Genomic DNA, 22065 nt, shown 5'->3' with positions numbered 1-22065 from the left:
CCCGTCCAAGCAGTGTGACCGGTACGCCGAAACGCCTGGTGGTGTTGGCCGTTGCGCTGGCGGCGGCCGGCTGCGCGGCATCACCAGGGACGTCAGTAAGCGGCAACCGCTCCGGCGGGTCCGGGTCCGCGTCGGCGTCCCCCCGTGGGCTCGCCGACTCCCTACTCGCCCTGGCCGTGGTTCCCGACGGAGCGGTCCCGTCCGCACACGCGCCCAGCCATCTGCTGTCGAGCCCACCGGACGGCGTCTCATCAACCGACCGGATCATCAGGATGCGCTGGTGGCGCATCGACCGTTCCTGGCGTTCGACCTACGCCTGGCTCGACCACCATCAGTCGCGCACGCTCACGGCGACCGGCAGCGGCTCGTCCGGCGGCCCGGGCCCCAATGACTTCGAGCAGGCCGCCGACTTCAGGCCACGCACGATGCCGAAGACGGTCAACTCGGCCGAGCTTTCGGTTGCGGTGGCGCCGCTCGGGCCGGACGCGACCGCGATCGGCGCGTTCGTGACCGTCGTACCGCAGCCGTCGCGGCAGGCGGTCGAGGACGTTCCGCTCTCGGTCGACACCGTGACGGTCATCACCCGCCGCAACACCGGAGGCGACGGGGATGGTTCGGTGCTGGGCCGCAAAACACTCACCGGGGCTGCCGCTGCGCGTCTGGTCCGCGACTTCGACTCGCTGACCGTCCAGCCACCCGGCCAAGTCACTCCTTGCCCGCTCGCGCTCGTCACCCAGACCGCGATCTTCCGCTCAGGGAACCGGATCTGGGTCGCGACGGCCGGTGTCTGCATCGGCGTGCAGGTGACGCTGAACGGTCATCACCTGCCCACTCTCGACCAGAGCGCTGCGTTCGGCCGCGACCTGCGCGCCGCCTATGGCCACCGGTTCCCGGAACCGAACCTGCCTCAACCCATGACGAATCGCACGGCTTCGCCTACGGCGGTGCGCTCATCGACCACCACGTCCCGCTAGCGAAGGAGCCACTCGATGATCCGCCCGCTCGCCCTCGGTGCCGCCGCCCTCATGGCGGTCGGCTCCGGCGTCACCGCATCCGCAGCATCCGCGCACGCAGCGAACCCGACCGCGCTCGCGGAGGTGCGCGCGCTGCTCGCCGAAGCACCGGTGCTCACCGGCTCGGCACAGTCCTCGACTGCGCCCGTACGGATTCTCCGGCACGCGCCCGAGCAACCGCTCTACACCCAGATCGTTCAACGCGAGCGGTACTGGACGATCGACGAGTCATGGAAGACGGCGTACAAGCAGCTCGCCGCCACCGTGCCCGCCGGCCTGACCAACGCCGGCAGCGGTGCGGTCCACGGACCCAAGCTGCGCGATGACCTGAAGTTCACGGACGACGAGCCGAACACCTTGCCGAGCGGTCTGGCCGATGCCGAGCTCGTGATCGCTGTCGCACCCGACGGACACGGCAAGGCTGCGATCGGCGTGTTCGCACAGGCCGCACCACAGCCGAAGCGACCCGCATCCGAAATCGTGCCGACTTCGCAAGGCCACGCGCGCGTCTGGGTGCGGACTCCATCCGGACGCAGAATCCGCGTCAACACCGTGCACGGTGCAGCCGCCCGCCTGCTCGCCCAGGACTTTGATGCGTTGCAGGTGGCCCCGTCCGAGATCATGGCTTGCCCGTTGGACAGCGGCCGGCGCGAAGTGGTCCGCTTCACCGTCGGCAAGGCTCGGATCACCGCGACGCTCGGCTTCTGCGGACTGGTCGAGGTCACGCGCAACGGCCACCAGCTGCCCGCACTGTGGTCGAGTGGCGCCTTTGCCAACGATGTCGCTGCCGACCTCGGACCCCGACCGGGAAGTGACAATCACAAGCGACCGGCGACCGAGTTCGTCCCGGCAGCCGCGCAGCACGCCACGATCGTCCGCAGTGACCCCACTGATGGCGCCAAGCCGGTCACCGTTCGGCTCGGTGCGAAGCAGGCAAGCCGGCTCGCGAAGATCTTCGACCGCTTGCGGACCCAACCGCTCGACACCGTCCACTGCAATGTCGCCGGCGGCCCGCAGACCGCGGTGACCTTCCGTACGACGCAACACAAGTGGGTGGCGCGCGAAGGCGCATGCACGAACGTCGTCGTACACCGAGACGGCAAGCGGCTTCCCACCCTGCTGCCGAGCGCGACCTGGGAACGGGTCGTGAAGCACCTCCTCGGCCGCGCGCCCATGCGCGCTGAAGCAGCTGTCCGCAGCACGGGCTGACGGCTGCGAATCGCCGGTCGCAGCTTGCGCTCGTCGACCGAGTTCCGGCTGCGCTGCCACACCTGACCGGCTGCCACACCCGACTGGCCCGTGCCTGGCCGACCCGGTCATCGACATCGGCCGCGTCCCTCGTATCAGCGCGCCGTCACTCGCGCCAGATGTGGACCTTGTTGTGGTGGTCTTTGCGGATTCGCCATCGCGTGTGGTGGACGACCCAGTGGTGCAGCTCGCAAAGGTGGATGCCGTCGCGCTTGTCTGTGGATCCGCCGCGGGACCAGAAGATCTGGTGGTGGATCCGGCAGCGGAACAGCGCGGCTTGGCAGCGCGGCCATCGACAGCCTTGGTCCTCCAATCGGAGCGCGCGGCGTTGGGCGGGGCTCCAGGTCGGAGTTTTGCGGCCGAGGTCGAGCACTTCTCTGTTCCCGCCGAGCACGGCCGGAATGATCTGCGCGTCACAGGCGATCATCCGGGCGGTCGCCGGGGTGATCGGGGTGCCGTTGATCGTGACCGGGCCGGTCAGGTCGGCGGTGAGCCGATCGGCGTACGCATCCAGCTCGGCCTTGAGCTGGTCGTAGCTGATCGTGACGATGACCTGGGGTTTCTCCCCGCCGGTCTCGGGCAGCCCGCCGGCGGCGAGCGCGTGCTGCGCGATCGTGACCAGCGCGTCGGCGGTGCGTTGGGCGCCGGTCCGTTCGTCGTCCGGGCCGCTGCGGGACAGCAACGGCGTGAGGGCGGCCTGCAGCGTGGCGGCGCTGGCCGGGTCGAGCATCCCGTCGATCGCGTGCATCCCGTCGAAGGTCTGGCTGATCCGGACCCACCGGGACTCGTACTTGCGCTGGGCGGCGGCTTCCGCATCCTCGTCGGTCAGCCGGGCGATGAGCTCGCGGGTGAACGAGCCGAGCCGGGCCGGGTCGCAGACCTCGGATGCGGTGACGAGCTCCTTTTCGATCACGTCGCGAAGCTCGGCGGGTGCTTTCTGCACCGCTGTGGTGATCACCCGGGCGTGCTCGAGGGTCAACCGGCCCTGCGCGAGCCCGTCCGCAACCGCCGTATGGGTCGGCAGGCCTCGGGCGACACTGACGTACCGGTTCGCCTCGGCTGGGGCGAGCAGGAGCTCCTCGACCAGCCAGCCGCGGGTGGCTCGCCCGCAGTCCTCGATGGTCGCGTCTCGAACGTCGATCACCTGCAGCTGCCGGGTGAGGACCGCGTCGAGCTGGTGACGTAACTGCATGAGCAGCTCGGTGGAGTTGACCAGCTCAACGTCCGGCAGGACATGCGGGTCGCGGTCGAGCAACGCGGTCACCGCGACGCGCAGCTGCTCGACTTCCGGGCCCGGCGTGTACATGCCAGTAACGGTAGAGGTCAGGTGTGACACTCTCCGGCCCAAGAACCGTTGGTACACAATGGAAACTCAAGTTTTTCTTATCCACAGCTGTGGACCAGTTCACCGCTGTCCACAGCATGCCGGCGGCCCGTTGACAGCCCCCGCGAGACGCGCGCGACCGGCGGAGCCTGCTGTCATTGCAAGCCCTGACGCCAGCCTGCGTCGTAGCAGCGTCGCCTGGACCGGTGAGCAAAGGAAGGCCCTAACAGCTCGGTCAGTACCACGCCCTCAACGGCACCACGCCGCCGCGGTGGTCTTCGAGGCGCGCACCGACCTCAACCGCAGAGCGAGACCGATCGGAGTCGACGCCGCTCAGGACGATTCGCGGATGGCCGAGATGCCCAACGCGCACCACCGCGCGACCGGAAAGAACGGCCTGGACGATCTCCTGCAGGGCACTCATCTGTCGCTCGACACTCTGACGAGTGACAGCGTGACTACCTGGCTTGCCCTAGGCGTTGCCTCGGCGCTGCTCTGTGTCGGCGGGGTCGTGTTGGCGGTGCGCGCCCAGTATTTAGGCCTTCGCTGGTTCTACATCGCAATGAGTGCCGTGCGACATCGCCGGAGAGGATCGCCCTGGAAGACTGACGCATGCTCACGTTCACTCTCGAGGACTTCCGCCTGTTCCTGCACGTCCTCGCGGCGACCGTTTGGGTCGGGGGGCAGATCACCGTCGCCGGCCTTGTGCCAGTCGCCCGCAAGGCCGGAGCCGACGTACCGAAGGCGGTTGCGCGACAGTTCAACCGGATCGCCTGGCCGGCCTTCGCCGTGCTCATCCTCACCGGCATCTGGAACGTGGCTGCCGACCACGCGCAGGTCGATCACGACGCCCACTTTCGCAACACATTGATCGTCAAGCTCATCGTCGTCACGCTGTCCGGGCTCGCGGCGTACCTGCATATCCACGCCAAGACACGCGCCGGGCTCGCCATCTGGGGAGCAGCGACGGCGATCTTCGCACTCGCTGCGATGTTTCTCGGGCTCGTCCTTTCCAATGGCTGACTCAGCCGGCGACGGCGAACCACCGTCCGTCGATCGCCACCGTGCGCACCCGCCGGCCGAAGCACCGGCTGAGCGCTTCTTCGTCACCCAGCAGTCCGGTGTCGCCGACCGCCACCAGCCGTCCCCCGCGCAGCAAGGCGACGTGTGTCGTGGTGCTCGGTAGCTCCTCGAGGTGATGCGCGACGGTGATCGACGCGTGGTCGTTGCGGACCGTCGCGCGCGCCATCGCGTCGAGCAGATCCGCCCGGCCCGGGAGATCGAGCCCGGCGGCCGGCTCGTCCAGCAGCAGCAGTCGCGGCTCGGCGACAAGTGCCCGAGCGAGTCGCGCACGGGCCTGCTCACCCTGTGAGCACAGCGCGATCGAACGCCGAGCAACCCCACCCAGGTCCATCTGGTCGACCAGCTCCCCGACCCGAGCCTCCTGATCAGGAGTCGCCGTCCGTATCGACTGCACTGTCTGCGTGAAGCCGGTCGCGACGTAGTCGGCGACCGACAGCTCGCGTGGCAGCCGCAGCCGCTGGTCGACGACGCCCAGCTGCGCCCGAAGCTCGCGGACGTCAACCGACCCGAGCCTCCGGCCGAGCAGATCCACGGTTCCGCGCGAGGGGAACCGCTGAGCTCCCGCAACCGACAACAGGCTGGACTTGCCGGCGCCGTTCGGGCCCAACAGCGCCCAGTGCTCGCCGGCGCCGACCCGCAGGGAGACGTCATGGAGCACCTGCGGACCGTTCGCGAACCACAGATCGACACCGCGCAGATCGACGACGCACATGCTGAGGGAAACTAGCGGCATGACCCCTCCCGATGCGGAAGAGCTGGCCCGGCTGGAGCAGAAGCGGGCAGACCTGCGAGCCGCCCACGTGCGACCACCGGCCGATCGGCAGACCAACGGGCGCGGCATCCACCACGCCGCCCTGATCTGCAGCGACGTCGAGCAGACCATCGAGTTCTACCAAGGGCTGCTCGGGTTCCCGCTTGTCGAGCTGGTCGAGAACCGTGACTATCCGGGCTCGACCCATTTCTTCTTCGATCTCGGAAACGACACGCTGCTCGGCTTCTTCGACTTCCCCGGTCTCGGGCTCGAACCGTCGCCGGAAGGCTTCGGCGGAGTGCAGCACATCGCGATCTCCGTCCCACCCGACGCGCACGCGAAGCTGCGGGCGAAGCTCGATGAGCAGGGCATCCCGTACGACGGGCCGCAGCGCGGCATCCCGGAGTCGCTCTACCTGCGTGACCCGGACGGGATCGGGATCGAGCTGCTCTCCGACGAGCTGATGTGGTTCGGCGGCCAGTGGCTCGACGGCAGGGAGTGACGCGGGCGAGCTAGAAGTGCCGCGCCGAGTAGGTCAGGTGCATGCCGATCAGGATCACCACGACCAGCGATAGGTACGCCGTACCGATCTTTGCGCGCTGACCGGGTCGGAGCGACAGGTAGTCCTTCGACGCCATCGATCCTCGGCCGCGCCAGCGGTTGTAGAGCTCGAAGCCACCGAGGACGAGCAGGATGGGGATCACCGGGCTGGGCCGGTAGATCTCCACTCCGAGCAGCCCGAGCAGGCCGACCAGCCAGATCGCGGGGTGCAGCGCGCCCGCCACCCGGCCACCGTCGAGCGGCAGCGCGGGAAGCAGGTTGAACAGGTTCAGGAACAGCCCCACGAAGGCCAGGCTGCGCAACAGGCTCGAGCCGTCGACGTGCGCCAGGTATCCGACCGCGAGTGAGGCCGCGGTGCCGGCGAGCGGGCCGGCAAGCGCCGACTCCGCCTCCTGGTAGACCGACTGTGGCGCCGACTGCATCGAGACAAAGGCACCGAGGAACGGCAGGAAGACCGGCCACCCGGACCTGATCCCCCGAGCCCGCAGGACCACCATGTGCCCGAGCTCGTGCACGAGGATCAGTGCGACGAAGCCGACCGCGAACTTCCAGCCCCACAACCAGGCGTACGCCGCGATCGACACGGCCATCGAGCCGATGACCACCAGCACCTTGAGCTTGATGAGCACGGCGCCGAACTTCGCCAGCGCCGCTCCCACTGCCGCCAAGGGCGCGAGCGCGCGCTTGACGCGGCCGCGCCAGCTGTTCGGATCGGGCGGTGTGGTGCGTCGAGGCGGCGCGGTCGCCGCCCACGCCTCCGACGGCTCCGTGAAGTGTGCGGTCCACGGGTCGATCGGTGGCTGCGGCTGAAGCGGCTCGTCACTCATCGGCGTACCGCTTCCGGGCCGCGCGCGGCGCTGTCACCGAACGTGCTCACCCGTCCATGGTGCACGGGATTGCTGAAATAACGGGCCGGACAAGACGACGCCCCGACCGCGCGGGGCTGGTCGAGGCGTCGTCGGCAGTCGGCCGGACGAGTCAGCTCGTCGGGTGCTGGCCGTTCGTGCTCGAGGGGTGAGCGGTGTGCGGCTCGGTCACCGGCGCCGCCGCGGTCACGGTCGGGAGGTCGGCGACGACCGTCGGCGTCGCAGGCTCAGGAGTGACGGCCGAGGTGGTCGTCGGCACCGGACCGGTGTGCTCCGCCGCCGTAGCTGTCGCCTTCGCCGCACTCGCCTTCGTCGTGTGCTTCGCGGACGAGGTCTTCGCGGACGAGGTCTTCGCGGCGGACTTCTTCGCAGTCGACTTCTTCACGGTCGTCTTGCTGGGTGTCGACTTCTTCGCGGCGGCGCGCTTCTCGGCCGGCTTGCGGGTCACGGGCTTCGGTGCGGACTTCGCGGAGTGCTTGCTCGCGGGCTCGGCGGCGGCAGCGTCACCACGAAGCTCGGCGACGACCTTCTCGCCACGTGCGGCGAACTCGGAGTACGCCGCGATCGCCTTGGCGGTCAGGTCTTCGGTGTGCTTGCGCACCGCTGCGCCGAACTCCTCGGCCTGCTTGCGCAGGTCGCTCGGAAGGGCGTCAACCTGGCGGCGCCACTCGGTCGGCAGCTCGTCGAGCTGCTTGCGCCAGTCGGTCGGCAGCGAGCCGGCCTGCTTGCGAAGGTCGGCCGGCAGGGTGGCGACGTGCTTGCGCAGGGTGTGGGTCAGCTCCTCGGCCTGCTTGCGCACGTCGGCCGGAAGGGTCTCGGCCTGCTTGCGCAGCATCGCGGCCTGGCTCTTTGCCTGCTTGCGCAGCTCGGCCCGGCGGGCGGTGCTGAGTGCCGAGATGTCCTTGATTTGCAGCGGGTTCGTCGTGAGTCGGCTGCGCAGCCGCTCGACCGCGAGGTCACCGACCCCGGCAATCGCGTAGAGAGGCTTCGGATCGACTGTGGTCTTGGTAGGCATCTGATCCTCCTGGATCGGTAGCGTGCCGGTCGGCACGCAGTCGCGGATGAAGTTGTTGTCACGCGGGCGGGAGCAGCGGCGGCCGCACGCGTCGGGACTCTAGGGACGGGCGTCGGGTTTTGGGGTACGCGCCTTCTTCGTCGACGTCGCAGCATCCGACGTCTTGGTTGAGTGGCCGACTCGCCGCGCAGTCCGGGTCCGGGTGCCGGCGCCGGACGACGGCAGTTCGCCGTCGCCGGCGCGAGGCGGCGGGGTCCGGGCCGACTGGGTGTTGGCTGCGTCGCTTTCCCGGCGGTACGCCTCGTACAGCTCGAGCAGGACCTGCTTCTGCCGCTCGGCGAGATGACGGTCGGACAGGATCGCCGCCGGTACATCGCTGTCGTCGTACCGCTCCTCGAGAATCCCGGCCTGCACGTACAGCGCTTCCGCGGAGATCCGCAGCGCCTTGGCGATCTGCTGGAGGATCTCGGCACTCGGCTTGCGAAGGCCACGCTCGATCTGGCTGAGATACGGGTTCGACACACCGGCGAGGGTGGCCAGCTGGCGCAACGAGATCTGCGCCGACGAACGCTGCTCCCGGATGTAGTCACCCAGGTTGCGGACGTCGATTCTTGCCACGAACCCGATCGTACGCGGTTGCGCTAACTATTGCAAGCACCCAGCAAGCACCCGCGCGTCGCCACCTAGAAGGTCGCGCGCACCTCGCCGACCGGTTGGCCGTGACCGAGAACCGGATGGGTCGCGAGCTCGGCGAGCACGGGCGCGTCGACATCGACCTGGCGGAGCGCGGCGACGAGCACCGGCACCCGGGCGCGCTCGCCGCCGTCATCGATCTTCACCGCGACCGCGCAGCCGTCCGAGCGCCCTACGGCGTAGACCGCCTCCGCGCCGTCCTTGGCGAACAGCCCGGGAACGCCGGCAATCAGCCGCGAAACGTCGCGTCCGGTGCCACCGACCAACTCCGGGTGAGCACGCATCGCCGCGAAGCAGCGCTGCTCCGGCGTTGCCTCGGGGGCGGTGGCGATCCGAGCGAACGCACGGGCGAGCCCGGTCAGGGTGATGGCGAACAGCGCGGCACCGCAACCGTCGACGACGGTCGCGGTCACCGCGTCGCCGGCTAGCTCCTCGATCGCCGCCCGCAACGCGATCTGCAACGGATGGTCGGGATCGCGGTAACCCGACGTCGGCCAGCCCGCGGCGACGCAGGTCGCCAGCATGCCTGCGTGCTTGCCCGAGCAGTTCTGGGTGATCCGAGCCGGGCCTTCGCCCGCGCGGATCCGGTCCCGGCGAGCCGAGGCGTCGAGCGGCATGCCGGGAGTGTTGTCCAGGTCGGACTCGTCGAGCCCGACCGACGCGAGCAGGCCGCGAACCACCTCTAGGTGTCGTGGTTCGCCGGAGTGGCTGGCGCACACGACCGCCAGCTGCTCCTCACTGGCCACGAGGCCGGCCCGAAGCATGCCGACCGCCTGCAGCGGCTTGAGGCTGCTGCGCGGGAGCATCGGGGCGTCCGGCCGCCCGAGAGAGACCGCAACCGTGCCGTCCGCCGCGAGCGCAACGACGCTTCCGGTGTGCCTGGACTCGGCGAACCCACCCCGGACGACCTCAGCGACGACCGGCAGCTCAGTCGGGTGGCTCAGCGCAGCTCAGCTCGACTCGCTGGGCAGCAGGTCCGCGACATCGGCGTCGCCTTCGCGGTAGCGGCGAGCGATCTCCGCGGTGCACTGGTCCATGACGTGCTGGACGGCCCGGCGGTTGGCCGAGACCGTGGCCTCCTCGTGCTCGAACAGCTCGATCGCGCGCGACAGAGACTCGTCGGTGAGCCCGCCGGGGTCGGACATCGAGACGTCGGCGGCGAGCGCCTCGACGTAGCGCCGGTGCTGGTCGGCACGCGAGGGCTCGGCCGCGGTGTAGTGCCCGAGGCCGTGCGCCTCGTGCGGCCCGTCGTCGGCGAGGATGCCCGGCAGCAGGTCCACCCACGACGCCGATTCCTCACCGCCCGCGCGCCGCGCGGCCTCCGCCCGCAGGATGTCGAGCCGGCCCTGCAGCAGCCGGCGCAGGTAGGACAGGTCGGTCTCCTCCTGCTCGGCGTCCGCCCGCATGGTGCGCAGGTCTTCGAGCGAGGCGCTGGACAGCCCGTCCAGAAATCCCGGGGCCAGGAGCCGGTCGATGCGGCGGTTTCCACCCGGATGTGTCATGCCTGCGCCTTCGTCTGAATGTGGAGGGACCTTAGTCACCAATTCTGGCCCGTGGCGTCGCCACCGCGCCATGGTGCCACGACCGAGCGCAGTCGTGCGGGGTCGATTGCGCCAATTGGCTCAACACACCCGCCTGAACTGCCGAAGGAGTGAAGGTAGCCCGAAGCGTCACTGCCCGGCCGTAGAGGAGGTCGTCCATGCTCAAAGGCGACCTGACGTCTACGCCGCTGGCCCCCCTGCTGCGCGATCTGGCCGCCGACTCGGTCACCGGTTGCCTGCACGTGACGAATCCGGACAACGATGAAGCGCAGATCTACTTCAAGAGCGGGCTGATCTACTCCGTCTTCGTCCCGGGCACCCGGCCGCAGCTCGGCGCCAAGCTGGTCTCCTCCGGCGCGCTCGCGCCCGAGGCGCTGGCCGAGGCACTGGAGGCCCAGCGCAGCGAGCTGCAGGGCTGGCGGCTCGGCGAGCTGCTGGTCCACCTCGGGTACGTCGACCAGCCGGTGGTCGAGGCTTTCGTCGCCGAGCAGGTCACCGAGGCGCTCTGGGACCTCCTGCGCTGGACCGAAGGAACCTGGAAGTTCCGCAAGAACATCCGTGCCCGCGAAGACGTCGGCCCGCCGATGGTCGTGGTCGAGCTGCTCGAGACGCTGCGGAACCGTGGCTACGAGTGGGAGAACATCTCCGCCGTCGTCCACGGGCCGGCAGCGGTCCCGAAGCTGTCGACCCGGGGCGCCGGCAGCTCCGAGACGACACTGGACAACGACGCGTGGTCGATGCTGTGCAAGATCGACGGTGAGCGGTCGGTGGCCGATCTCGCCCGCGACTGCGGCTACACGCTGTTCGAAGCCGGTCTGGTCATCGTCCAGCTCGTGCAGGCCGGCCTGGTCGACATCGACGAGGACCTGGACCTGTCCGGCGACGCGTTGTACGGCGCAACCACGCTGAGCTCGGCCCTGTCCGGCGAGCTCGACGAGGAGTCCGACAACGACGCGTCCGGCGGGTCGGATGAAGACGTGCTCAGCCGGCTGGCGCGGCTGGTGAACGAAGTCGCCGGCGACCACAGCGGCAATGGCGACGGGAACGGCGACCTGCCCAGGATCGGGCTGGCGCCGCCGGAGACCGCGGGACCCTCGACGTTCGACAACCCGATGATCGTGCCGCTGCACCGCAGCACGAGCGAGTCGTTCGCGGCGTCGATCGCGCGGGTGTCGAATGCGCTTTCCGACGTTCTCGGCGAGACCCCCGACGCCTCGGAGCTCGACAGCGCCGCCAACCGTGCGGTTGCGCTGAAGCGCTCCAAGAGCTCGACCAGCGACCCCGAGTGGCAGCGTCGCAAGCGGCTGCGTTCGGCGGCCGCCGCAGAGCTCGCCAGTGCGCAGGCAATGGTGGAGACCCTGCGTGCCGAGCAGGCCGCCGCGGCCGAGGTCATCGAGTCCGACGCGGACCTGGACGTCGACGACCGGGTGGCGGACGGGCTGCCGCCGGCCGAGTTGATCGCCGAGCACTTCGCTGCCGACCAGGCCGAAGCCGAGGCAGCCCAGGCGGCCGCCGACGAGGCGGCAGAGATCGAGCGCCAGGCCGCCGAGCAGGCGGAAGCCGAGCGGATCGCCGCCGAGGAAGCGGCCGAAGCCGAGCGGCTCGCCGCCGAACAAGCCGAAGCCGAGCGGCTCGCCGCCGAGGAAGCCGCCGAAGCCGAGCGACTCGCCGCCGAACAAGCCGAAGCCGAGCGACTCGCCGCCGAACAAGCCGAAGCCGAGCGGATCGCGGCCGAACAAGCCGAAGCCGAGCGGATCGCGGCCGAACAAGCCGAAGCCGAGCGGATCGCCGCCGAGGAAGCCGCTGAGGCCGAGCGGATCGCGGCCGAACAAGCCGAGGCCGAGCGACTCGCGGCCGAACAAGCCGAGGCCGAGCGGATCGCCGCCGAACTCGCCGAACGCGCCGCCCTCGAAGAGCAAGCCTGGGCCGAATACTGGGAGCGCGAGGAAGCCGCCCGCCTCGCCGCCGAGCAAGCCGAGGCCGAGCGGGTCGCCGCCGAGCTCGCCGAGCGCGCTGCGCTCGAAGAGCAAGCCTGGGCCGAATACTGGGAACGCGAGGAAGCCGCCCGGCTCGCCGCCGAACAGGCCGAAGCCGAGCGGGTCGCCGCCGAACTCGCCGAACGCGCCGCCCTCGAAGAACTGGCCTGGGCCGAATACTGGGAACGCGAGGAAGCCGCCCGGCTCGCCGCCGAGCAGGCCGAAGCTGACCGGCTGGCCGCCGAGCTGGCCGAGGCCGAGCGGATCGCCCAGGAGGCGGCCGAGGCCGCCGAAGCGGCCCGGCTCGCCGCCGAGGAAGCCGAGCGGCTGGCGGAGGCGGAGGCCGAGGCCGAGCGGCTGTCCGAGCAGGTACGCGCCGAGCGCGTGGCATTCGAGGAGGCTGCGGCTCGGGCCGAAGCCGATCGGCTCGCCGCCGAGCAGGCAGAGGCCGTGCGCAGCGAAGCCGAAGCCGCCGAAGAGCTCACGGCCGAACACCTCGCCGAGCTTGCTGCCGCGAGCGGCGAGGACCTCGAATCGAGCGAAGACGCCGAGCCGGAGGCGCCGGCATCGGAGACGCGCGCCGAGCGCAACGCGCGCCGCAAGGCCGAGAAGCAGGCCGCCGAAGAAGCCGCGCGCCAAGCGGACGAGGCTGCGGCGGCGACCGCGCTGCTGGTCGAGCTGTCCTCTGCGCTGACCCCCGACGCAGAGGCTGAGCCCGAGGCAGTAGAGGAACCGGCTGACGCCGACCCCGAGACCGACACGGACAGTGCCGCTGCCACTGCGGAGGATGAGCCCGCACCGGGCGAGGACGACACCGACGACGACGTCGAGGAGTGGAACGAAGCAGCGCAGGCCGACACCGCGGCGTTGCTGCGTGAGCTGTCCTCGCTCGGCCTCGATGACGGTCCCGCGCCGGTTCCGGCGGCAACGGCGCCGGCGCACAAGCCACGCCCGGCGCCTGCACCCGAGAAGAAGCAGAAGAAGAAGATCGGGCTGTTCGGCCTCTAAGAACCGGCCGCCATCTGCGACCGTCGCCTAAGCGTCGACCACTCGTTCGGCCTTCATCGCCATTCCCGCGACCGAGAGCATCGCGTCGTCCGCCGTCTGCCGCTTGATCACGGCCAACGCGACCGGGCCGAGCTCGGCGTGCTGGACCGCCGTACCGAGAAAGCCGACCACCCGCCCGTCGAGCTCGATCGGCGTATGCGGTGGCGGAAGCTCGTCCTTCGTCCCGTCGAGATGACCGAACACCAGCCGCCGCGGCGGGCGGCCGAGGTTGTGGACCCTCGCCACCGTCTCCTGACCGCGGTAGCAGCCTTTGTCGAGATGTACGGCGTCGCCGATCCACCCGAGCTCGTGCGGGATCGTGCGATGGTCGGTCTCGAACCCGAGCCTGGGCACCCGTGCCTCGACCCGCAGCGCCTCGTAGGCGCCGAGCCCGACCAGCGGCAGGCCGAGCGCGTCCACCCGGGCAGCGAGCTCCGGCCGCGGCACGAGCAGGTCCTTCCACTGCTCATCGGCGCGGACCGACACCACAGCATGCTCCACGGTGACGTCGTGGACCTCGACCCGAAGCATGAACCGCATCGACTCGAGGTACGCCGTGAGCGCCGCCACGGTCTCCGGCTCGACCGTGATCCATGTCGAGGCGCCGTCGTCGGTGAGAGTGAGGTGATGCTCGACATGACCGTGCGGCGACAGGATCAGCGCCTGGCGTGGCTCGCCGGCGGGCAACGACTCGAGGTGCTGCGTCGTGAGCGAATGCAGCCAGGACAAGCGGTCCGCGCCGTCGATGCGCAGCACCCCGCGATGCGACCGGTCCACGACTGCGCCGGCCTCGATCAGCCGGCGTTGCTCGCCGAACGAGTCGCCGTAGTGCGCGGCGACCGATGCGTCGACCCCGCGGCCCGCCACCGCGCCAGGACGATCGAGCAGAGGGCTACCCACCCGTCCATGCTAGGAGCGCCGGAGCAGCAACCGCGTTTTCAGCCTTGTCTAGCCGGATGGGACCCCCGGTGCGCAGATCACAAACGCAACCACACTGCCGGAGACGGCGATTGCCTCCCATCCCGTCGGTGGCGATGACGTAGTTCCGTTGACGGGGAACGACGCTGTCACGGCACCATTGTTAAATCCGCCGCCGGTGGCAACGTCTCCCGTCGGACAGTTGGCCGTCGAGGTCCCCGCGCTTGCGCCGTTCTCAACGATCGTCGCAATACCACTCCCCGAAGCACCCTGGGGACCTTGGGCTCCTTGCGGACCTTGCGGGCCCTGCGCGCCTTGCGGGCCCTGCGCGCCCTGCGCGCCCTGTGGGCCCTGCGCACCTTGCGCGCCGCGGGCACCCTTCGCGCCGCGCTTCCCGGTCGCGCCGCGTTTCCCGGGTGCACCCCGCTTGCCGGTCGCGCCTTTGGCTCCCTTGACCTTCCAGCTCACCGACTTGTACCCGGCCGGGCAGTGCGCCGCCCGGTGCCCCTTCGCGTACACGCGCAGGTTGCCGTGCTTGGGGTTGTAGCAGGCGTAGATCTTCCCGTTCGCCGATGGGATCGCCGCGTTCGCCGTACCGGCCCAGCCGGTCGTGAGCGCAGGGGCGGCGATCGCGACTGCGCCGGCAGCGCACGCAAGCGCGCGACGAGGAGACCGCGCAGGCATGGACACGAAGAACACCCGGTGTAGGAGGGAACAGCCGAAGGCACCGACCCGCGGGACCAGGCGCGTCGCGCGCTCATGTAAGCACAGCGCGTGCGCGAGAGAAATCCGCCGATCGAGCAGTCGGCCAGCAGGCGCACAGGGGGTGCGGTGGGGCGATCGACCGACCGTTGCGAGCTACGCCGAGCCGAGCAGTCGCAGCGATAAAGTCTTGCCGGATCAACCCGACCCTGACGGCAGCTGTCCGGTCGCCGCAGCGGCCGTCGTGAAGCGACGGGAGATCGACGGTGCCAGGCCATCCGCTCTACGCCGCTCTGATCGTGGCGCTCGGTCTCACCGTGGCGAGTTGCAGCGGCTCAAGCCCCGCCGGACGCACCAACACGACGGCGGCGACCCTCGCTGCGGCGCTCCAGCTCCAACAACAGGGCAACCTCGACCAAGCCCGCCAGCTCTACCTCCAGGTGATCAAGGCGCAGCCCAACAACGTCTATGCGCACTACGACCTCGGTGTGATGGCGCAGAGCGCGGGCGATGACACCGGTGCACTGGCGGACTACCGGGCCGCGCTGACCGCCAACCCGGCGTACGTCCCCGCGCTCTACAACGAGGCGACGATCTACGCGAAGTCGGACTCGAGACTCGCCATGCGCACCTATCAGCGGGTCATTGCGCTCCAACCGGTTGCCCCGACGGCGGAGCTGAACCTCGGCCTGCTCGAGATCAGGCAGGGTGCACCGCACGCAGGGATCCAACACCTCGCGGTTGCCGTCAACGAGGAACCCGCGCTCCTCACGCGGGTGCCCGGCCACCTGCGGTCGCTCGTCCGGTCGGTCGCGCGGTCGGTGCGCTCCAAGGCCGGCCCGTCAGCGAGCGCGGATCCGTCCGCCGCACCCTGAGGAGCCCGGTGATGCCGCACGTCTCCGTGTTCACGCCGACCCACGATCCGCGCTTTCTCGACGACGCCTTCGACAGCCTGCTCGCGCAGACCTTCACCGACTGGGAGTGGATCGTCCTGCTCAACGGCAAGGCAACCAACTGGCGACCTCCGTCCACCGATCCCAGGGTCCGGACCCACCGCGCGAGCTCGCGGATCCGCGGCGTCGGTTCCGCGAAGCGAGCCGCGTGCGAGCTCGCGACCGGCGCGATCCTGGTCGAGCTCGACCACGACGACCGCCTGCACAACACCGCTCTCGACGAGATCGCCCGGGCGTTCGCGAGCAACCCGACAGCATCCCTCGCATATTCGGACTTCACCCAGATCAACGATGACGGCTCGCCCAACCTCGAACGTTGGGACGCCACGAACGGCTGGGTCTACAACGACGAGGTCATCGACGGCACGACATACCTGCGTTGCACGTCGCTCGCGGCAACGCCGCACAACGTCGGCTACATCTGGTACGCGCCCAACCACGTCCGCGCGTTCCGTCGAACCGCGTACGACGACGCGGGTGGGTACGACGCGAGCCTGGTGGTTCTCGACGACCAGGACCTCATGATCCGGCTGTTCCAGCTCGGCGAGTTCGTCCATATCCCGCGCTGCCTCTACTTCCAGCGCGTTCATCGCCGCAACACTCAGGCGGATCCGGCCCTCAATGCCGCGATCCAGGACGGCACGATCGCTCTCTACCGCGAGCACATCGAGTCGATGACGCTTGCCTGGGCGAGCCGCAACGGGCTCGGCTGCGTCGCTCTCGACGCGCCTGCCAATGTCAACGACGCCGACATCGACGAGCGCTTCACGCGTCTCATGATCGATCCGGATCAGGTGCGGCTCGGCGTGCCCGACGGCGCGCTCGGCGTCGTGAATGCAGTCGACATATTGTCGCGGGTGCGCGACCGCGCGTCGTTCCTCAACGAGGCGCACCGGGCGCTCGATCCCGCCGGACTCCTGCTGACCGATACGCCGAGCACGGATGGCCGGGGCGCATTCCAGGACCCGAGCCTGGTCGCGTTCTACAACGAGAACAGCTTCATGTATCTCACGCAGGAGCGACTGCGTAGGACCATTCCGGCGCTCACCTCGCGCTGGCAGATCAGCCACCTGATGACGTACTACCCATCGCCGATCCACGAGGCTGCCGACATCGCCTACGTCAAAGCCAACCTGCTGCCCGTCAACGACGAGGTACGCCAAGGCGGCCCGCTCACCTGCTGAGACCACGGCACCGAGCCGTCGTTCAGCCGGCGCACCAACGAATCGGGTCCGGCTGTTCGGTCGCGTGAATGAAGCGGCTGTCCGGACCGTCGGGCGAGGTGAGGTCGATCAACAAGGACAACGGGACGCCGGCGGCGAGCAGCCGCATCGCGACGTTGGAACCGGCTTGCGGCACTCCCGACTCACTCACGATGTAGGTATCGAAGGGCATTCGGAGGAACGAGACGGCCGGACGGCGCAACGGCGGTGTAGCGAGCGAGTGACGTTGATCAGCCGGCAATCAGGCGAGTTCGCCGTAACGGGCTAAACAGTTTTCGTAGGTCGGCAGAATGCCTGAATTGATGGCCTGTTCGAGGGTCGGCGCGGCGGCGTCCTTCTCCGAAAGCACCAGGTCACCGAGGTCCTCGGGCAGTGGCAAGCCCAGTGCGGGATCGAGCGGTGAGATCGTCCGCTCCACCGCCGGGTTGTACGGCGTCGACACCAGATAGTTCGCCGAGCTGCCGTCCGCCAAGGCACACAGCACGTGGCCGATGCCCTCGGCGATGAAGACCGCCCGCTGGTCCGCGTCGTCGAGGCGTACCGAGTCGACCGCGCCGAAGGTCGGAGACCCGACCCGAAGGTCGACCACGATGTCGACGAAGGCGCCGACGGGGCAGTACACGTACTTCGCCTGTCCCGGAGGAACGTCGGCGAAGTGCACTCCCCGCACCACCCCACGACGCGACACCGAGTGGTTGGCCTGCACGACCTCGAACCGCCGTCCGGTGGCGGCGCGCAACAGGTCGTCGCGGTACCACTCCGCGAACGAGCCGCGGTCGTCGCCGTACACCTGCGGCGAGCAGACCCAGGCGCCCGGGACCGCGAGCGGCTCGATCTTCATGCCCGCCGCGGGGCCCGGTTGGCAAGCAGCGACAGCAAGTACTCGCCGTACCCGCTCTTCGCCAGAGCGTGACCGGCCGCAGCGAGCTCGTCGTCGGAGAGCCAGCCGCTGCGCCAGGCGATCTCTTCCGGGCAGCCGATCTTGAGACCCTGCCGCTCCTCGACCACGCGCACGAACTCCGAAGCCTGGACCAGGCTGCCGAAGGTTCCGGTGTCGAGCCAGGCCGTGCCGCGCGGGAGAACGCTGACCGTCAGCCGGCCCTCACGCAGGTACGCGTCGTTCACGGCCGTGATCTCGAGCTCACCGCGCGCGCTCGGCGTGAGGCCGCGCGCGATCCCGACCACGTCGGAGGAGTAGAAGTACAGGCCGGGTACGGCGTAAGCGCTGCGTGGGCGGTCCGGCTTCTCCTCGATCGAGACGACCTGACCGCTCGCATCGAACTCCACGACGCCGTAGTCGGACGGGTTGGCGACCTGGTAGGCGAAGATGTGGCCGCCGTCGACGTCGGCGAGCCTGGCCAGCTGGGTGCCGAGCCCCGAGCCGTAGAAGATGTTGTCGCCGAGCACCAGGGCGACCGAGTCGGAGCCGATGAAGTCCGCGCCGATCGTGAACGCCTGGGCCAGCCCTCTCGGTTCGGGCTGCACCGCATAGTCGACGTCGATGCCGAACCCCGAGCCGTCGCCCAGCAGCCGGCGAAAGGCCTCGGCATCCTCGGCGGTCGTGATGACCAGGACTTCCCGGATCCCCGCCATCATCAGCGTCGTGAGCGGGTAGAAGATCATCGGCTTGTCGTAGACGGGCAGCAGCTGCTTGGACAGCGCGCGCGTGATCGGCCAGAGCCGAGATCCCGTGCCGCCGGCGAGCACAATCCCCTTCATCGGAACATGACGCTACCCAAACCGAGGGTCACGTAGCCTCGTCGACGTGCGACTTCTGGTCACCGGCGGCGCTGGTTTCATCGGCTCGCACTTCGTCCGGACACTCCTCGCCGACGGTTATCCGTCGTACGCCGGCGCCGAGGTGACCGTCTACGACAAGCTGACCTACGCAGGCAACCTGGAGAACCTCGCCGCGGTGGCGGACGATCCGCGCTACACGTTCGTCAAGGGCGACATCCTCGACTCGGATCTGCTCGACACCGTGCTGCCCGGGCACGACGCCGTTCTCAACTTCGCGGCCGAGTCCCACGTGGACCGCTCCATCGCGGGGGCGGCCGACTTCGTGACGACCAACGTGGTTGGCGTCCAGACCCTGCTCGACGCCTGCCTGCGCACCGGCATTCCGCGCGTGCTCCAGGTGTCGACCGACGAGGTCTACGGGTCGATCGCCGACGGCGCCTTCCAGGAGGTCGACCGGCTGGACCCCAACTCCCCGTACTCCGCGGCCAAGGCGGGTGGCGACCTGATCGCGCGTTCGTATGTCGTAACGCACGGCCTCGACGTCGTCATCACGAGGTGCACGAACAACTACGGGCCCTACCAGTTCCCCGAGAAGGTCATCCCGCTGTTCGTCACCAACCTGATCGACGGCCTCCCGGTGCCGTTGTACGGCGACGGGCTGAACATCCGTGACTGGCTGCACGTGGATGACCACTGCCGCGCCATCGCGCTCGTCCTCGAGGGCGGTCGCACCGGGGAGACCTACAACATCGCCGGCGGCACCGAGCTGACCAACCGCGAGCTCACCGAGCGGCTGGTCGACGCGTGCGGTCGTGACTGGTCGTTCGTCGAGCCGGTCGAGGACCGCAAGGGCCATGACCGGAGGTACTCCCTCGATGACGCCAAGCTCCGCGCCGAGCTCGGCTACCAGCCGGCCGTCGAGTTCGAAGCGGGCCTGCAGGACACGATCCGCTGGTACCGCGACAACGAGCAGTGGTGGCGCCCGCTGAAGCACGTCGCATCGTGACCCGCTGGCTGGTCACCGGCGCAACCGGTCAGGTCGGCACGGATCTCATGGCGGTCCTTCAAGCCGGCGACGACGAAGTCGTCGGGCTCGGTCGCGACGACCTCGACATCACCGATCCCGATGCAGTCACCAGGGCGCTCGACGACGCCCGGCCCGCGGTGGTCGTCAACTGCGCCGCCTACACCACGGTCGACGCGGCAGAGACCGACGAGGCAACCGCGACCGCCGTCAACGGCGACGCGCCCGGCCACCTGGCCCGCTGGTGCGCCGCGCACGGGGCCCGGCTACTGCACCTGTCCACGGACTACGTCTTCGCCGGCGACGCGTCCACCCCGTACGACGTCGACGCCCCGCTCGCTCCGCAGTCGGCCTACGGCCGCTCGAAGGCAGCCGGCGAGCGGGCCGTCCTTAGTGCGGGCGGCGACGTCCACATCGTGCGGACCGCATGGGTGTACGGCGCGACCGGGCCCAACTTCGTGAAGTCGATCGCGCGGCTGGCTCGCGACCGCGACGCGCTCGACGTCGTCGACGACCAGCACGGCTCACCGACCTGGTCGCACGACCTGGCGGTCGCGCTGTCCGCGCTCGGCGCGGCATCGGTTCGTCCCGGCATCTGGCACTACACCGGTCAGGGCGAGACGACATGGTGTGGCTTCGCCGCCGCAATCGTCGGGGAGATCGGGCTCGATCCGGCGATGGTCCACCCCACCACCACCGCGGCCTACCCGCGGCCCGCGCCGCGGCCGGCGTACTCCGTGCTCTCGACCGCGAAATGGGAAGCCGCTGGGCTGCCCCCGCCGCGGCCGTGGCAGGAGGCGCTGCACGCCGCGGTCGACCGGCATCCCGAACTTGCGGGTGGGGAGTAGCGCGACGACGACGCGCGCTGCGGCGAGGCTAGTAGGCGCCGTCGCGGCGAAGCACCGCGAAGATCGTCTTCCAGACGATCATGGCGTCGAGCGCGAACGACCAGTTCTCGACGTAGTAAAGGTCGAGGCGGACGCTGTCCTCCCAGCTCAGGTTCGCCCGGCCGGACACCTGCCAGAGCCCGGTGATACCGGGCTTCACGAGCAGCCGGCGCGCGACCTCGGTGCCGTAGTTGGCCACCTCACGCGGCAGCGGCGGGCGCGGACCCACGAGCGCCATGTCGCCCCGGACGACGTTCCACAGCTGCGGCAGCTCGTCCAGCGACCACTTGCGCAACCATGAACCGACCCGCGTCACGCGCGGGTCCTGGCGGATCTTGAACAGCAAGCCGTCGGAGGACTCGTTCTGCTCGCGCAGCGAGTCGAGCAGCGACTCGGCGTCGGCCCGCATCGTGCGGATCTTGTAGACGGTGAACTCGCGCCCGTTCTTGCCGATCCGGGTTTGGCGGAACAGCGGCCAACCCTGGCTGTCCAGCCGAACCACGAGCGCCAGTACGACGAGCAGCGGGAGCACGAGCAGGAAGGCGGCCGTCGCGCAGAGCCACTCGACGCTCGCCTTGAGCAGCTGGCGCACGCCCGACAGCTCCGGCTCCTCGACGTGCAGCAGGTGCAGGCCCTCGACCGGTCGCACGCTGATCCGCGGCCCGGCCACGTCGAGCAGCTCGGGCGCCACGACGAGGGACACCCCCGTGCCCTCGAGGTCCCAGGACAGCCGGCGCAGCACGGCAGGTGACATGCCCGGCCCCGACGCGACCGCGACCGTGTCCGCTCCGACCTCGGCCACGGCACTGAGCACCTGGGTGAGCGAGCCGAGCACCGGGAGGTCCGGCAGCACGTGCGCCTCGCTCGACGTCGGCGTGCACGCACCGACCAGTGAGTACCCGACGTACGGCTCGCGCTTGAACTGGTCGGCGATGTCTCGGATGCCGTCGACACCGCCGATCACGAGCACCCGGCGCATGTACGCCCCTTGCCGCCGCCGGTGATGCAGCCAGCGGCGCTGGGCGTAGCGACCGAGCAGCAGCATGACCGTGCCGACCGGCAGTGCGACCGCGACGTATCCGCGCGCGAGGTCGATCTTGAAGGTGTAGGCGATCACGGCGAGCACGGCCATCAGCCGCAGGGAAGCGGTGCTGACCCGCTTGAACTCCTCCGCACCGGTGCCGAGGAAGGGCACCTCGTAGGCCCGGGCGACCACGAGCGAGCACACCCACACCGGGACCAGTACGACGCTCAGGGTCGAGTACGACAGTCCGCTCACGTGCTGGTCGGTGTTGCCGAAGCGGACATAGAGCGCCAGCAAGCTACTGATGAGGATGATCAGAAAGTCGAGTGCCACAACCATGCCGAGGTAGCGGCGCCCCCAGACGTCGACCGGCCGCTGGCGCTCACGCCGCTCGCGCTCGAGCAGGTTGCGCACCGCCGGAGCCAGGTCGGGCGCCGCTGACCGACCCTCGGCCGCCAGCGTCACTCGTTCTCCCC

At 69.6% G+C, this 22065-nt stretch carries 22 protein-coding genes; 9 read left to right on the top strand and 13 right to left on the bottom strand.

Annotation, left to right across the window (positions count from 1 at the left end):
- The first annotated feature begins 38 nt into the window (after nt 1-38).
- Entirely contained in the window at nt 39-974 is a 936-nt protein-coding gene (locus VME70_13690) for a hypothetical protein (GenBank protein HTW21252.1), read from the top strand.
- A gap of 15 nt (nt 975-989) precedes the next feature.
- The gene (locus VME70_13685) at nt 990-2222 is read left to right on the top strand and encodes a hypothetical protein (GenBank protein ID HTW21251.1); all 1233 of its coding nucleotides are present in this window, start codon (nt 990-992) and stop codon (nt 2220-2222) included.
- A gap of 145 nt (nt 2223-2367) precedes the next feature.
- Here VME70_13685 and VME70_13680 read toward each other — a convergent pair whose 3' ends face one another.
- Nucleotides 2368-3567 carry a DUF222 domain-containing protein gene (locus VME70_13680; protein HTW21250.1) on the bottom strand — a complete coding sequence of 400 codons (1200 nt, stop codon included), beginning with the start codon at nt 3565-3567 and terminating at the stop codon, nt 2368-2370.
- Between the two features lie 630 nt (nt 3568-4197).
- Here VME70_13680 and VME70_13675 point away from each other — a divergent pair.
- Nucleotides 4198-4608, top strand: coding sequence for a hypothetical protein (locus tag VME70_13675; GenBank protein ID HTW21249.1), 411 nt, complete (start codon nt 4198-4200; stop codon nt 4606-4608).
- Between the two features lies 1 nt (nt 4609).
- On the opposite strand, the gene VME70_13670 is transcribed toward VME70_13675, so the two are convergent.
- Nucleotides 4610-5401, bottom strand: coding sequence for an ATP-binding cassette domain-containing protein (locus tag VME70_13670; protein HTW21248.1), 792 nt, complete (start codon nt 5399-5401; stop codon nt 4610-4612).
- Here VME70_13670 and VME70_13665 point away from each other — a divergent pair.
- Complete coding sequence (locus VME70_13665; protein ID HTW21247.1) at nt 5400-5921, top strand: VOC family protein; 522 nt, start codon at nt 5400-5402, stop codon at nt 5919-5921. The two genes, VME70_13670 and VME70_13665, sit on opposite strands and share 2 nt — an antisense overlap.
- A gap of 10 nt (nt 5922-5931) precedes the next feature.
- Here the strand turns inward: VME70_13665 and VME70_13660 are convergent, their stop codons facing one another.
- From VME70_13660 to VME70_13640, 5 genes are all read right to left on the bottom strand, one after another.
- On the bottom strand, nt 5932-6807 hold the full coding sequence (locus tag VME70_13660) for a site-2 protease family protein (GenBank protein HTW21246.1): 876 nt from the start codon (nt 6805-6807) through the stop codon (nt 5932-5934).
- A 151-nt stretch (nt 6808-6958) separates the two neighbouring features.
- Nucleotides 6959-7861, bottom strand: a complete 903-nt coding sequence (locus tag VME70_13655; GenBank protein HTW21245.1) for a hypothetical protein — start codon at nt 7859-7861, stop codon at nt 6959-6961.
- Between the two features lie 99 nt (nt 7862-7960).
- Nucleotides 7961-8488 carry a helix-turn-helix transcriptional regulator gene (locus VME70_13650; GenBank protein ID HTW21244.1) on the bottom strand — a complete coding sequence of 176 codons (528 nt, stop codon included), beginning with the start codon at nt 8486-8488 and terminating at the stop codon, nt 7961-7963.
- A gap of 56 nt (nt 8489-8544) precedes the next feature.
- The gene (locus VME70_13645) at nt 8545-9480 is read right to left on the bottom strand and encodes an asparaginase (protein ID HTW21243.1); all 936 of its coding nucleotides are present in this window, start codon (nt 9478-9480) and stop codon (nt 8545-8547) included.
- A 24-nt stretch (nt 9481-9504) separates the two neighbouring features.
- Nucleotides 9505-10056, bottom strand: coding sequence for an aerial mycelium formation protein (locus VME70_13640; GenBank protein HTW21242.1), 552 nt, complete (start codon nt 10054-10056; stop codon nt 9505-9507).
- A 197-nt stretch (nt 10057-10253) separates the two neighbouring features.
- Between VME70_13640 and VME70_13635 the strand changes: the two genes are divergently transcribed.
- Nucleotides 10254-13079: a DUF4388 domain-containing protein gene (locus VME70_13635; GenBank protein HTW21241.1), complete on the top strand. Its 2826-nt coding sequence runs from the start codon at nt 10254-10256 to the stop codon at nt 13077-13079.
- A gap of 27 nt (nt 13080-13106) precedes the next feature.
- On the opposite strand, the gene VME70_13630 is transcribed toward VME70_13635, so the two are convergent.
- Both VME70_13630 and VME70_13625 read right to left on the bottom strand, forming a co-directional pair.
- Nucleotides 13107-14018 carry a folate-binding protein gene (locus VME70_13630; GenBank protein HTW21240.1) on the bottom strand — a complete coding sequence of 304 codons (912 nt, stop codon included), beginning with the start codon at nt 14016-14018 and terminating at the stop codon, nt 13107-13109.
- 48 nt (nt 14019-14066) lie between these two features.
- A complete protein-coding gene (locus tag VME70_13625; GenBank protein ID HTW21239.1) occupies nt 14067-14726 on the bottom strand; it encodes a hypothetical protein in 660 nt (219 codons plus the stop codon).
- Between the two features lie 278 nt (nt 14727-15004).
- On the opposite strand from VME70_13625, the gene VME70_13620 reads away from it, so the two are divergent.
- Nucleotides 15005-15613 (top strand): tetratricopeptide repeat protein, encoded by a 609-nt coding sequence (locus VME70_13620; GenBank protein HTW21238.1) that lies wholly within the window; start codon nt 15005-15007, stop codon nt 15611-15613.
- Between the two features lie 11 nt (nt 15614-15624).
- Entirely contained in the window at nt 15625-16875 is a 1251-nt protein-coding gene (locus tag VME70_13615; GenBank protein HTW21237.1) for a glycosyltransferase, read from the top strand.
- Nucleotides 16876-16897: 22 nt separating this feature from the next.
- Here the strand turns inward: VME70_13615 and VME70_13610 are convergent, their stop codons facing one another.
- The 3 genes from VME70_13610 to rfbA all read right to left on the bottom strand — a co-directional run bounded on the left by VME70_13610 (nt 16898) and on the right by rfbA (nt 18633).
- Nucleotides 16898-17065, bottom strand: a complete 168-nt coding sequence (locus tag VME70_13610) for a hypothetical protein (GenBank protein ID HTW21236.1) — start codon at nt 17063-17065, stop codon at nt 16898-16900.
- Nucleotides 17066-17155: 90 nt separating this feature from the next.
- Nucleotides 17156-17755 carry a dTDP-4-dehydrorhamnose 3,5-epimerase gene (gene rfbC, locus VME70_13605; protein ID HTW21235.1) on the bottom strand — a complete coding sequence of 200 codons (600 nt, stop codon included), beginning with the start codon at nt 17753-17755 and terminating at the stop codon, nt 17156-17158.
- The gene (gene rfbA / locus VME70_13600; GenBank protein HTW21234.1) at nt 17752-18633 is read right to left on the bottom strand and encodes a glucose-1-phosphate thymidylyltransferase RfbA; all 882 of its coding nucleotides are present in this window, start codon (nt 18631-18633) and stop codon (nt 17752-17754) included. Before rfbA ends, rfbC begins: the two co-directional genes overlap by 4 nt.
- A 46-nt stretch (nt 18634-18679) precedes the next feature.
- Between rfbA and rfbB the strand changes: the two genes are divergently transcribed.
- On the top strand, nt 18680-19660 hold the full coding sequence (rfbB, locus tag VME70_13595; protein HTW21233.1) for a dTDP-glucose 4,6-dehydratase: 981 nt from the start codon (nt 18680-18682) through the stop codon (nt 19658-19660).
- Nucleotides 19657-20526, top strand: coding sequence for a dTDP-4-dehydrorhamnose reductase (gene rfbD / locus VME70_13590; GenBank protein HTW21232.1), 870 nt, complete (start codon nt 19657-19659; stop codon nt 20524-20526). Before rfbB ends, rfbD begins: the two co-directional genes overlap by 4 nt.
- A gap of 28 nt (nt 20527-20554) precedes the next feature.
- On the opposite strand, the gene VME70_13585 is transcribed toward rfbD, so the two are convergent.
- Complete coding sequence (locus tag VME70_13585) at nt 20555-22054, bottom strand: sugar transferase (GenBank protein HTW21231.1); 1500 nt, start codon at nt 22052-22054, stop codon at nt 20555-20557.
- Nucleotides 22055-22065: the final 11 nt, after the last annotated feature.

Source organism: Mycobacteriales bacterium (assembly GCA_035504215.1).
Classification (GTDB): Bacteria; Actinomycetota; Actinomycetes; order JAFAQI01; family JAFAQI01; genus DATAUK01.
Note: the sequence above shows the minus strand (reverse complement) of the source record. Positions and strands in the feature narration are given on the sequence as shown.

What these genes read in the sequence shown, in the direction of transcription:
- VME70_13665 (HTW21247.1), top strand. Translation starts at nt 5,400, where the DNA reads ATGACCCCTCCCGATGCGGAAGAGCTGGCCCGGCTGGAGCAGAAGCGG.
- rfbA (HTW21234.1), bottom strand. Translation starts at nt 18,633, where the DNA reads ATGAAGGGGATTGTGCTCGCCGGCGGCACGGGATCTCGGCTCTGGCCG.
- VME70_13685 (HTW21251.1), top strand. Translation starts at nt 990, where the DNA reads ATGATCCGCCCGCTCGCCCTCGGTGCCGCCGCCCTCATGGCGGTCGGC.
- VME70_13680 (HTW21250.1), bottom strand. Translation starts at nt 3,567, where the DNA reads ATGTACACGCCGGGCCCGGAAGTCGAGCAGCTGCGCGTCGCGGTGACC.
- VME70_13640 (HTW21242.1), bottom strand. Translation starts at nt 10,056, where the DNA reads ATGACACATCCGGGTGGAAACCGCCGCATCGACCGGCTCCTGGCCCCG.
- VME70_13655 (HTW21245.1), bottom strand. Translation starts at nt 7,861, where the DNA reads ATGCCTACCAAGACCACAGTCGATCCGAAGCCTCTCTACGCGATTGCC.
- VME70_13660 (HTW21246.1), bottom strand. Translation starts at nt 6,807, where the DNA reads ATGAGTGACGAGCCGCTTCAGCCGCAGCCACCGATCGACCCGTGGACC.
- VME70_13675 (HTW21249.1), top strand. Translation starts at nt 4,198, where the DNA reads ATGCTCACGTTCACTCTCGAGGACTTCCGCCTGTTCCTGCACGTCCTC.
- VME70_13670 (HTW21248.1), bottom strand. Translation starts at nt 5,401, where the DNA reads ATGCCGCTAGTTTCCCTCAGCATGTGCGTCGTCGATCTGCGCGGTGTC.
- rfbC (HTW21235.1), bottom strand. Translation starts at nt 17,755, where the DNA reads ATGAAGATCGAGCCGCTCGCGGTCCCGGGCGCCTGGGTCTGCTCGCCG.
- VME70_13615 (HTW21237.1), top strand. Translation starts at nt 15,625, where the DNA reads ATGCCGCACGTCTCCGTGTTCACGCCGACCCACGATCCGCGCTTTCTC.
- VME70_13635 (HTW21241.1), top strand. Translation starts at nt 10,254, where the DNA reads ATGCTCAAAGGCGACCTGACGTCTACGCCGCTGGCCCCCCTGCTGCGC.